The 12,148-nt window shown below is 38.8% G+C and carries 11 protein-coding genes; 6 read left to right on the forward strand and 5 right to left on the reverse strand.

Going from position 1 to position 12,148, the window contains the following annotated elements:
- Window positions 1-23: 23 nt before the first annotated feature.
- Window positions 24-932 (reverse strand): hypothetical protein, encoded by a 909-nt coding sequence (locus RCJ95_RS16835; RefSeq protein WP_446722516.1) that lies wholly within the window; start codon window positions 930-932, stop codon window positions 24-26.
- Between the two features lie 190 nt (window positions 933-1,122).
- Between RCJ95_RS16835 and RCJ95_RS16840 the strand changes: the two genes are divergently transcribed.
- The 3 genes from RCJ95_RS16840 to RCJ95_RS16850 all read left to right on the forward strand — a co-directional run bounded on the left by RCJ95_RS16840 (window position 1,123) and on the right by RCJ95_RS16850 (window position 4,334).
- Window positions 1,123-3,303: an ATP-binding protein gene (locus RCJ95_RS16840; RefSeq protein WP_369354182.1), complete on the forward strand. Its 2,181-nt coding sequence runs from the start codon at window positions 1,123-1,125 to the stop codon at window positions 3,301-3,303.
- Entirely contained in the window at window positions 3,278-3,904 is a 627-nt protein-coding gene (locus RCJ95_RS16845) for a response regulator transcription factor (protein WP_221682299.1), read from the forward strand. Before RCJ95_RS16840 ends, RCJ95_RS16845 begins: the two co-directional genes overlap by 26 nt.
- A 229-nt stretch (window positions 3,905-4,133) precedes the next feature.
- The gene (locus RCJ95_RS16850) at window positions 4,134-4,334 is read left to right on the forward strand and encodes a cold-shock protein (RefSeq protein ID WP_004230248.1); all 201 of its coding nucleotides are present in this window, start codon (window positions 4,134-4,136) and stop codon (window positions 4,332-4,334) included.
- Between the two features lie 163 nt (window positions 4,335-4,497).
- Here RCJ95_RS16850 and RCJ95_RS16855 read toward each other — a convergent pair whose 3' ends face one another.
- Complete coding sequence (locus RCJ95_RS16855) at window positions 4,498-5,796, reverse strand: hypothetical protein (protein WP_263082469.1); 1,299 nt, start codon at window positions 5,794-5,796, stop codon at window positions 4,498-4,500.
- A gap of 150 nt (window positions 5,797-5,946) precedes the next feature.
- On the opposite strand from RCJ95_RS16855, the gene RCJ95_RS16860 reads away from it, so the two are divergent.
- Together RCJ95_RS16860 and RCJ95_RS16865 are read left to right on the forward strand one after the other, a co-directional pair.
- A complete protein-coding gene (locus tag RCJ95_RS16860) occupies window positions 5,947-7,476 on the forward strand; it encodes an AbgT family transporter (protein WP_221682301.1) in 1,530 nt (509 codons plus the stop codon).
- Window positions 7,477-7,489: 13 nt separating this feature from the next.
- Complete coding sequence (locus RCJ95_RS16865; protein ID WP_446722517.1) at window positions 7,490-8,680, forward strand: amidohydrolase; 1,191 nt, start codon at window positions 7,490-7,492, stop codon at window positions 8,678-8,680.
- A gap of 288 nt (window positions 8,681-8,968) precedes the next feature.
- Here RCJ95_RS16865 and ccsB read toward each other — a convergent pair whose 3' ends face one another.
- A complete protein-coding gene (gene ccsB / locus RCJ95_RS16870) occupies window positions 8,969-10,138 on the reverse strand; it encodes a c-type cytochrome biogenesis protein CcsB (protein ID WP_112118749.1) in 1,170 nt (389 codons plus the stop codon).
- A gap of 343 nt (window positions 10,139-10,481) precedes the next feature.
- On the opposite strand from ccsB, the gene RCJ95_RS16875 reads away from it, so the two are divergent.
- Window positions 10,482-11,219 (forward strand): class I SAM-dependent methyltransferase, encoded by a 738-nt coding sequence (locus tag RCJ95_RS16875; protein WP_221682303.1) that lies wholly within the window; start codon window positions 10,482-10,484, stop codon window positions 11,217-11,219.
- A gap of 14 nt (window positions 11,220-11,233) precedes the next feature.
- Here RCJ95_RS16875 and RCJ95_RS16880 read toward each other — a convergent pair whose 3' ends face one another.
- Window positions 11,234-11,668, reverse strand: a complete 435-nt coding sequence (locus RCJ95_RS16880; protein ID WP_221682304.1) for a GNAT family N-acetyltransferase — start codon at window positions 11,666-11,668, stop codon at window positions 11,234-11,236.
- Window positions 11,665-12,147 (reverse strand): GNAT family N-acetyltransferase, encoded by a 483-nt coding sequence (locus RCJ95_RS16885; RefSeq protein WP_255601663.1) that lies wholly within the window; start codon window positions 12,145-12,147, stop codon window positions 11,665-11,667. Before RCJ95_RS16885 ends, RCJ95_RS16880 begins: the two co-directional genes overlap by 4 nt.
- Between the last annotated feature and the right edge of the window lies 1 nt (window position 12,148).

Here is a 12,148-nt window from a genome sequence, read left to right on the forward strand (position 1 = left end):
TTGCTGTTGATCATTATACCATTTCACAACGAATTATTGTTGAGCTCCCTTGAAATTTCACTCTCTGTTGTGACGAAAAAAGTGGGCAGCAAGATGATATTTAATAAAACAGGTCCAACGATCACTAATAAATCAATGCCAGGACTAAAGTATAATCCAAATGCTGTAATTAGACCCGATAAAACAAGGAACACGATTTGTGCGACAATAATCAAGATCGGCACCAATTGATACAGGTAATTGAGTTTACGAAACTGATGCATATTGTCTGGATTTTCAATGATTTTCCTTTTTAACCGTCTGGATAAAATAAGACAAGCAAGCAGTTGGATGGCCATAAAGCAAAAATAAATGACACTGTATACAAGCAACTGACTTTTTTGAATGGTGCCATCAAAATGGCCTACTCTTTGGTTTAATAACTCTTGGACTGCTCCCTCATAGACATATTCACGTTCACTTAAAAAAGTAAAGGGCTCCATAAAGCCAAGCGCTGTCCAATCCTTTGTATTGACAGTCCACTTGGATAATTTACTTGCTAAAATACGCAATTGAATAGGATCTTGCTCGCCAAACATCCCTACTAGATGACGATAGGGTATGGCTACTTTTAGCTGACCATCCTGCTTTTCTTGAAATAAATCCTGAATATAAAAGGTATAGGCAACATCGGATTTATTGGCCTCATAACGACTCTCTCCAATTTTCCAATGATTAGCTAAGGAAGCTTGAATGCCGTTTTTCATTTCTGTATAGGGCATATCCTTATGTAAGTGCTTCGGAATCTTATAGACGAAATGATGATCACTGCCTATGAGACCAATTTCTACCTCGACTTTATCCTGATTCACCGTTTTGGCCTTCGTGGTCAATGGAATGGTGATCATAGCGATGAGAAAAAAAAGTAAAAGTGTTAAAATGCCTTTTTTCACGCAGAAGTCCCCCTATTCGTCACTAATGATTAAATTTACCCTATCATAGCCATGTCCGAAAAAACTATTTCGTTATTCCGAAAAAACAATAGTGGTTTTCCGAAACTCGTTATTTCGGTATTCCAAATTTATCAATAATTAGCGATAATATATAGGAGATTATGATCATAAGTAAATTCGAGGTTTTACAATGAAAAAATGGACATATTGTATTTTTCTTACATACCTAATACTCGGTATTTATGTGTTAGGTATTACTATCAAAACACCCTTTGTTAGTCTCACTCTCGATACAACAAACGGTCAGCCTGTTTTTGTGGATAGCTATTACCCTCTATGGGCAGAGCAAAAAAATATTGAAAAAGGGGATATTATTGTGGCTATCGATGGGCAGCCTGCCATGGAGAATCGCTACGTTCAACAGCAAATGATCGTTAGAAGCGCCAATGCAATAACGATCCAAAAGGCTGATAAGAGTATTCAAACCATTGCTGTCAAACATCGGGACATACCAGAAGAATTATATCTGCAAATTTTGTTCCCCATCTTTTATTTTTTCCTAGCTTTTGGAGTCGCACTTTATGTTTGGCGACGCAATCAAAATAATCTTTCAACGTTTTTATTGATCCTATTTTTATTAACTTGTTCGACTGCCTATATCAGTACTGGCGCATCAGCTAGAGGAAATATGATTGGGATGTTTGTCATTAGTAGCTGTATTATTTTATGCATGGTTCTCTTTATTCACTTTTTACAACACTTTTTCAAATACCTGCAAATCAAGTGGACCTATCCTCACAGCAAATGGCTGTACTTTTTAATACTTATCATTTTACTGGAGGAAGTGGTGCCAACATTACGTGAGATAATACCTATCTTGAACTTGAGCTTATTTGCTGTCCTAGTGCTCTATGCAATTTTTATTTTAGTAACGAGTTACTTACGTACAAAATTGGCCAAAATTCGTTTAATTGCGCTTGCCTTTATCATGCCGTTTTTACCCTTTTTATTATTCTTCGTTACACCTGAAATATTAGGACATAAGCCGATATTACACGCTGAAATCGCCGCATTGTTTTTATTATTTATTCCGTTCTCTTTTCTGTTCATTCAGGTGAACGAACGATTATTCGATATTGAATACCAATTATCACGATTACGCTATTATTCAACGCTAGCCTTTTTCAGTGCGCTTCTGTTGACAGCAGGGATTGCCCTGTTATTTATGGGGGAGCTATCCATCGTGCATGTCACAAGTATTTTTTTACTTGTCTTTATGGTGATCATTGCGAGCTTTTATATAAAAGAACGCATTGATTTTAAGTATCGGAAAATTATCTTCTCTTCTACTGGAAATTATGTACATAATTTATATGCAGCCGTTCAGCGCATGGGCAAAGCAAAAAACCAACAAGAATTATTGGATCGTTTTAAATATGAAATCACCGAGAAGCTTGGAACAACAGCGTTTCATATCTGTACAATAACAGACGATTCTCCACAGCAAGTAAGCTACTATCCGCAATTATTGTTACATGATGCTGGTGAGGAAAAGATTATGTTAGAAATACGCCATGCTCTGCAAAAGGAAGAGCTACTTTGGTTAGAATTGCTTGCACTGTATGTGTCGATGTTTATCAATAACTTACAGCAAATTGAGGATTTAGTGCGAGAAATTCAGCATATGAAAAATACCAGTGATACACCGCTTCCTTGGCTCGATAAATTGCTATGGAATATTATTGAGAAGGAAAAGAGTATTTTAGCACAGGAATTACATGACACCATTTTGCAGGAGCAGCTTCATTTAGCCAGAGAGCTTGATGTCCTAGCTGGCTCCCCTACTATTCAAAAGGAGACCGTGCTAGCTATACGCGAGCAGCTATTAAATGCAACGAAGGACTTACGAGAATATTGCGAGAACTTAAGTCCCCCACTATTGGATACCTTTGGTTTACAAATGGCATTAAAAAAACTCATTCAAAAGGTAAAAATAAGGGCTAATTTTTTATTAAGCGCACAAATTGATCGTGTAGAATTTCAGGATGTCACCCTGCATCTCGTAGTCTATCGTCTCGTTCAAGAGCTGTTAAATAATGCAATCAAGCATGCCGAAGCAACAGAGGTTTCGCTTCAATTACAAGTGATTCCTCAAGGCTTTATCCTTCGATACGATGATAATGGTATAGGCTGCGACATTGACGATTTAATACAGTCCTCTGCATCAATGGGCATTAATGGCATTCGTGAACGTGTCCGTGCTTTTAATGGTGACATTACGATTCAATCGAGCCTTAACGAGGGCATGCATATTTTTATACAAATACAAGAGGACGGGGATTCATATGATGAACATACTTATTATAGATGACCATCCTGTCGTTTTAGATGGTACGAAAACATTGTTGCAAGATTTAGCCAATGTTCAAATCGAAACAGAACAGGATAGCGCAGCCGTTTTATCAAGAATGGATACAGATACCTTTCAGTTGTTTCTCATTGATATCAATATGAAGCCAATCAACGGTATTCAATTATCAGAGATGATTAAGAAAAAACAAGCTGATGCTTTGATTATACTTTACACAGGCTACGAACTTTCCGATTATTATGAGCTATTGATTGAGAAAAAAATTGACGGTCTATTATCAAAGCTGGCGACAAAGGAGCAAGTGATTCAAACCATTCAAGCAGCCATAAGAGGTGAGATTTTACTTGCAGCCGATTTCTTAGACTTTGTTCAGCAACGCACGAACCTGCCGAATGTGCAGCAGGAGGTTCTACTGAGCGATAAGGAACAGGAAATACTACAGCTCGTTGCCCAAGGCTGTACAAATAAAGCCATCGCCTCTGCAATAGGTGTCACCCAGCGTACGGTGGAGAACTATTTATCCAAGCTATTCGTCAAGCTGAATGTAGAGTCGCGGGCAGAGGCTGTCATCGTTGCTAAGGAAAAAGCATGGATTAAATAATGAGGAAATAGCGTTTCTTTACTATTAGATTACAAATGTAAATTTTTCCTTACTAGAAACGGAATTTACTGGATATACAAACAATTCTGTACTATAATAAGGGTAATAATTACATTACTTCATTGCGATGATTAAAAACACGTATTCAAAAGTAATACGAGCTTTTGAATATGTTTTTTATATGTGATAGAAGCAATTGATTGTTGAATTTTTTTGGGAGGGTGTTTACATGACACAAGGTACAGTAAAATGGTTTAACGCAGAAAAAGGTTTTGGCTTCATCGCAGTTGAAGGTGGCAATGATGTATTCGTACATTTCTCAGCTATCCAATCTGATGGCTTCAAAACTTTAGAAGAGGGCCAAAAAGTTGAATTCGGCGTAGAAGAAGGCAGCCGCGGACCTCAAGCAACGAATGTAGTGAAACTATAATCTTCACTTAACATAGACGTGCATATAAAAAGAGACATTCTTAAATGGATGTCTCTTTTTCCTTTTCAGGATTTATAAATCCGAGTTACTCCCTCGTTATACCTTTACGATGATCCTATCAACTTGCGCAGGTAGCCCCTCCGTATGATCCATTCCATCCTGACTAATATAAATGAATTTGATAATACTTTTTTGGGCGTCCACGCGTGGTGGACGTGTTGCTTGGTAATTCGTGTGCTAAATTTTTTTCATGGAGCTGCTTTAAAATGCGGTTTGCAGAGCGTACAGTAATGCCGAGATGTGTGCTGAGGAGTTCCCCACTGACGATCGTTGTCGTTAGTTTTTCCAGCATCGCTTCTATTTTTTGTAATTGTAATAAGGGAATATCATATGTCGTACTTAAATTTTTTAAATGCTGTTGTTTTTCATCGTCAAACTGTAGCATCGTTCCATATAATAAAGGCCCGATTTCTCGTGAATTTTCAATAATGTATCCCTGTGTTTCCTTTGAAGAGCAGAGGGTTGCGGCTTTTTTAGCAAACTCCTGACTTTCAATTAGAGAGTCACCAATTCCCCACCCTATTCTGACAGGAAACGATAGCTTCTCATTTAAAAAATCAACTAAATGACAATGTGAATAACGATTCGTTGTACTTAAAAATTGCTTATACGTCGTGATAATTGCAATAAAGGATGCCTCACGATGGACGATAAATGAGCTAGCATACAGTTGTTTGAAATCTAATATCGTTTTATATAGGGCAATTTGCCGATATTCTAGGTCTTCTATATTCGATTTATCAATCGGAATTAAAATATGCACTACCACTACTTTATTTTGGTTAAGCTGTCGAATTTGCAGTTGATTGAGAAAATGATCTAATGTTAATTGCATGGCATATGGAGACGGGTAAAAAGCAATAAATGGTATATTTTGATCTGCTAAGCGCTCACGTATTTCTGCAATGCGGGTAAAGCTCAAATCAACCTTGTTTTCCTTATGCAATTGTATGTGCCATTCAGCAGCTTTATCGACAATATCGTTACTTGCGTACTCGCTCATCGTTTGGCTAAAAAGATAAGGTTTTTTTCCAATCGACCATTCATGAATGCCCAAATAGCCGTTTTCTTCATAGCAAAAGTCGATGGCAATGCGATTCATAGCAATCTTTTTTTCATAAAAAAGCTCCGTAACGGTACGGTAAAAATCACGCTCTGAAATATCAAAATAATGCATGGGTACCGTTGCTTCTTGAAAATGTTTTTGTGCATAGAAATATGGAATTTGCCCGCTAAAAAGTGCTCCATCTCCCCCTTCTAAATACTTTTCTAAAAGCTCCTTCAAATGTTCAAAATCAGTATAAGCATAGTAATGAAATTCACAAAAAGAGGGTTTAATTTTTTCAAGCTGTTGAACCCATGAAAGTGAGCGTTTAGCGGTAAAAACATTAATTTTATACATACATATAGCTCCTTAATAAAAAATAAATATTGAAAATAGTCAGAAAATATGGTTTCTTTGTATAAAGGACATAGATTTTCAGCGTCTTAAAATAAAGACATTGGATTTTTAAAGGTTAAGTCTAATAAAGTATAAAAGGAGATGAAATTTATGCAAGGGAATTCACAAACAATTAAGAAAAAATCTTGGATTGATAACATGTTAGATAAAATCGAGCGTGCAGGTAATAAACTACCAGACCCGATCACGTTATTTATTATTCTAGCAGGTGTAGTACTAGTTTTATCATGGGTTTTATCCATGCTCGGTATTTCAGCAGTTCAACCTGGGACCGAAGATGTCATTCAAGTAAAAAATCTGCTAAGTCAAGAAGGGCTTATCTTAATATTAACGCAGATGGTTTCAACATTTACAGGCTTCGCTCCATTAGGGCTAGTAATCGTGACAATGATTGGTATTGGTTTAGCTGAGCAAACAGGTTTAATTTCAGCTGTCATGAAGAAAATTGTGATGTCAGCACCTACAAAATTAATTGTACCTTTTATCATTTTTACAGGTTTAGTTGGTAACTTAGCTGCTGACGCGGCATTTATCATTTTACCACCAATTGCTGCCATGATTTTTATGAGTATTGGTCGAAATCCATTAGCAGGCTTAATTATTACATATGCGGCTGTAGCGGGGGGCTTCAGTGCGAACATATTAATTAGCTCTCTAGATGTATTATTATTGGGGATTACAGAATCAGCAGCACAAATAGCAGATCCAGCGTACGCTGGTCGCGCAACGATGAACTACTATTTCTTAATTGCTTCGACGTTTTTATTAGTCATTATTGGTACGTGGGTTGCAAAGAAGTTTACAGAGCCTCGCTTTGGTTCGTTCCATGGTGAAATTGAAAAGCTGGAGCCATTGACAGCTTTAGAAAAGAGAGGTTTAAAATGGGCTGGAATTGTAACGCTAGTTTATATTTTAGTCATTGCTTTTACAGTCATACCATCAAACGGTCTTTTACGTGATCCTGCAACAGGTGGCTTTTTAAACTCACCTTTCATGGCAGGTATTGTCCCTATCATGTTATTCTTCTTCCTATTACCTGGCCTTGCCTATGGGATTGCAGCGAAGGAGGTTAAAAACGATAAGGAAGTTGCAGAGAAAATCTTTAAATCCATTGCAGATATGGCACCGTTTATAGTATTAGCATTTGCCGCTTCACAAATGATTGCCTTTTTCAATTGGAGCAATATTGGTTCTATTTTAGCCATTAAAGGTGCAGAGCTTTTACAGGCATTAAATTTTACAGGTTTACCAATGATGATAGGTTTTGTTTTAATTTGTGCCTTTGTCAACTTATTAATCGCCAGTGCTTCTGCAAAATGGGCTTTACTTGCACCAATTTTCGTACCAATGTTCTTATACTTAGGCTATTCCCCAGCGGTTACACAAATGGCCTATCGTGTAGGTGATTCGATTACAAATCCAATTACCCCTATGTTACCGTATTTCGCGATTTTACTATCATTTGCAAAGCGCTATGATAAAAATATCGGAATTGGTACGCTTATATCTTCTTTATTGCCGTTCTCGGTGTTTTTCGCAATCGGTTGGATTATCCTCTTCGCCATTTGGTTCCTATTCGGTTTACCGCTTGGTCCTGGAGATTATATTTACTTAAAATAAGGAGTGTTAGTGAATGACAACTTTACAACAACAGTTAGCAGATTTATTAAAACATTATGAAGAAGAGACAATACAGCTTCGTCGTCATTTTCATGAAAATCCTGAGCTTTCCTTTGAGGAAGTAGAAACACCAAAAACCATTGCTGCCTTTCATCGCGCGTTAGGTCATGAGGTTCGTGAAGGTGTAGGTGGCAATGGAGTTGTGGCAAAGCTAATTGGTGGGAAACCAGGGAAAACAGTTGCGTTGCGTGCAGACTTTGATGCTTTAGCCATTACGGAAGAAACTGGCTTACCTTTCCAATCAAAAATTAAAGGGCGTATGCATGCTTGTGGCCATGATGGACACACAGCTTCCCTATTAATCTTAGCGAAGGCGTTTAACCAAATAAAGAATGATTTAGAAGGAACAATCGTCTTTATTCATCAACATGCTGAGGAGCTTGCGCCAGGTGGAGCTATTTCGATGATTAGAGATGGCTGCTTAGAAGGTGTAGATGTTATTTTTGGGACACATTTATGGGCACCAACTGATCTTGGTAAAGTGCAAACAGCTAAAGGACCATTAATGGCTGCAGCAGATGGTATCTATATAACGATAAAAGGCAAGGGTGGCCACGGTTCAAACCCAAGTGACACCAAGGATTCCATTGTCCTTGCAGCTCAGTTTATTACAAATTTACAGCAGCTTGTGGCACGTCGCATCAACCCATTACGTCCAGCAGTAGTATCAATTGGGCATATTGAGGCATTAAATCCTTTCAACGTCATTGCTGATCAAGTGTACATGAAGGGTACGGTGCGCACTTTTCACGAGGAGGAGCGTAGTTTGTTAGAGCATGAAATCGAAGAGCTTCTAAAGGCAACTTGTTATTTAACAAAAGCCGATTACGAGTATGAGTATGTGCGAGGCTATCCGCCTGTTGTAAACCATGAAGCAGAGACTGAGCATATAATGGCGTCCGCAGAGAAAATTGCAGATGTTGAGACGGTTGAAATAGTTGATCCGAATATGGGCGGTGAGGACTTTGCCTATTTCTTAGAGGAAATCCCCGGTGCGTTTTTCTTCACAGGGGCAAAAAATCCTGATTGGGAGGAAGTCTATCCACACCATCACCCGAAATTTGATATCGACGAGCGCTCATTACGAATTGCCGCCAACGTTTTAGGTCAAGCAACTCTAGACTATTTCGCAAAAAATAATTAATAAAAAGCATTACGAAGTGCTCAATGCATTTCGTAATGCTTTTTTCGGTTGAATATTTTAATAAGAAGAAAAGGATGGCCAAAGCTAAGAGGTTCTCTCACTCGTTGGAGCGATTCACTCATCAGTTTGAGCACTTTTCAGTTATTTTGGAGCTGCTTCCTTGCTGGGTTGAGCGCTTTCTCCTCACTTTGGAGCGGTCACCTGACTAGTTTGAGCGTTTTCCTCTCACTTTGGAGCGGGCTCCTTCTCACTCAGGATCACTTTGGAGTCACGAATCCCCCCTTTTAGCTAGGCATAGGAGTGTAAGCCGGCAATGACTAGATTGACAAATACTTGGTTAAACACAATAATGCCGAAGCCGATAATGGCCAACCAGGCTGTTTTTTCCCCTTCCCAGCCTTTGGATAGGCGGAAATGGAGGAAGGCAGCGTAGAATAAAAAGGTAATTAATGCCCACACCTCTTTCGGGTCCCAGCCCCAATAGCGACTCCAGGCAATTTGCGCCCAAATCATGGCGAATAGCAGGCCACCTAATGCAAATAATGGGAAGCCGATAACAACAGCCCGATAGGAAATTTCATCCATTAATTGTGGCTGTACGCGGCTTGTCCATGGCTTTAATAAGGCACTCACTGATTTTCTTGTGATGAATCGAATGACACCATATAAAATAGTCCCCACGATAAATGCCCAGACAATCGAGTTTAATTTCTTGGCATCTATTTTATTTGTGATTTCGACACCACCGATTGCTTCGCCCTTTTCGGTGACGGCTCCTTTACTTACAATCAGGGGCATCATGGAGTAAGTAGCTTTTTCCTGCTGTCCCTGTGCATTATCGAATTGTACCTGCACCTCTTCTGTGGCAAGGCTGAAAAAAGTAGATACGCCGATAAAGCCAATGACAACCACCAAACAATACAATACAAACTCAAGCCCATATGTACTGATAGATTTTTTGGAAACATCCAGCGTTCTTAATAAATAAATTAAACCTGTAGCAAAGGATACAGATAAAATGGCACTAGAAAAGGCCACAGTCATGACATGAATCGTTAACCAGTGACTTTGTAATGATGGAACAAGCGGCGATACTTCCTTCGCAAAAACGCTTCCATAACCAAGGATGATTAAGGATACAGGAATCGTGAATAAGCCAACCACGATTTGCTTATATAAGAAATGGATAATTAAGTAACTTCCTGTAAGCATGATGCCAAAGAACGTCATAAATTCATACATATTACTGACAGGCGCATGGTCAACCGCCACCCATCTGACAACAAAGTACACGAGCTGTAGGGCAAAGGCTATATAAGTGAGCAATAGGCCTAGCTTACCGAATGTTTTTCTCTTTGATTTGACTGCTAGCCCTAATGGCACAATAGCAATGAGTAGTAGAATAAAGGCAATAAATAAGGCATTGCTACTAATGGATAATAAACTTTCTTGATTCAATAGAATCCCTCCAACGTCTCTTTTTCGGAATATGCTTCCAAATACTAAGAACGTTATAGCGTGTGAGAAGTGCCATGTTTTCCCTTTAAATATATTTATTTTTTCGAATTGTTACATTTTTATGACATAGAAATGAGGATGTGCTTGGTAGGTTCAATCATTATGTAGAGGGAACGATAAAATACCCCATTAAATGGAAAACGACTGTATCAAAAAATGGTATGCCTCTATCTACATCTTACAAAAAATTGTAATAAAAGTCTATTTCTTTTTCTATCTACATGGGACAATAATGATGCGCACAAATGACATAACGTTATGTTTCATAAACTGGAGGCTTTTAATGAAACAAAATATTTATGATAATCCGATATTTTTTCATCACTACAAGACATTGAGACAAAAAGCAACTAATTATAACCGTCTTTTGGAGCAGCCCACGATGAAGGCTTTACTTCCACCTTTGACAAATTTACAGGTACTCGATATTGGCTGTGGTATGGGGGATTTCGCCAAGTATTGTATCGACCATCAAGCCAAGCACGTAACCGCATTAGATGTTTCGAGCAATATGCTGTCCGTCGCTAAACAGGAGCATGCCCACCCACAAATTGACTATCAGCTACAGGCAATAGAGGATTATGAAGCTCCTTCGGCTAGCTTTGATTGTATAACCAGCTCCCTATCTCTTCATTATGTCAAAGATTTCGATGCGGTCATTGGTCAAATTGCTCACATGCTCCGTCCTAACGGTGTATTTATTTTCTCGGTGGAGCATCCTATTGCTACAGCTCGTCATACAACGGATGATAATTGGGTATATGACGACAATCTTCAACGTCTACATTACGCTGTGGATCATTATCAGGAAGAAGGCTTGCGTGAGCAAACATGGTTGGTGGATGGTGTTGTTAAATATCATCGCACCATAGCGACGCTGGTCAATACATTGATTGCTCATGGATTAACGATTGATAGTATTGTAGAACCAATTCCAAGCACAGCAGCCATTCAACAGCTTCCTTCTATTGAAAAGGAGCTACGCAGGCCATCCTTTTTATTCATCAAAGCGAAAAAATAAACGAAAGCCTCACCCTATGTTTGTGGTGAGGCTTGTTTCATATAAATAATTTCTGGGTCTCCCTCATCCAAATTGTCGATAAAACCGCTTTTGACAAAGCCTAGGTTATGAAAAAGCTGGTGCATACGCCTATTGGACTGATTTGTAGAGGAGAAAACCTTTGCTGTTTTAGCCATTTGGATATAAGCGATCATTAAGGCAGAAGCGATCCCCTGTCTGCGCTCGGATGGCTTGACAATGACTAAGGAAATAAAGCTATAGCCAAAAAAGTCATTGCTAAATAACAAAAACCCCCCAACGGTATCGGTGGATTGGTATAGCAAACAGCGTTTCTCTTTAATAGCTTGCTGAATTTCTTCCACTCTGGATGAATCTCCAATCACTTCTTGATCGATTGTACAAAGCGCCTGTAAATGCTCCATTCTTGCTTCAATTACATTGTGGCTCAATTTTCAGCCTCCTTCATATAATAGCTCATCACCTTTAGCTCATCTCGAAGTCCCATTGCCTGTATGCCTTCATCGACAAAGCCACATCGCTTATAAAGTTCTTGAGCAGCTCTATTTGGTACATTGACCCCAAGCACCAGCTCATTGATGTATGGGAAATGCTTGCGAACAAAGTCAGGCAATAATTGGAGTGCTGTCTTGGCATAGCCTTTGCCCTGCTCATAAAAATCAGTGGAAAAGGAACGGATTAATAGCGCCTGTTCATTGGAGGAGTAAGGCATCACCCCTTCTTTTTCATGTAAGACAAAGAACGTGACTAGCTTGTTACTGTCCATTGCTAAAATGGCATGCCGACTATTATCCTGCTTAGCAAGTGCAATGCTTTCTTTTGGAGACTTTGTATAGCGTAGCTGCTCTTTAGTTAGCGTGTATTGTTCTACTAAATTTTGTGCTTTGTCCTCATAGAACATGAGCTGCATA

Source organism: Lysinibacillus sp. BSL11, from assembly GCF_052928325.1.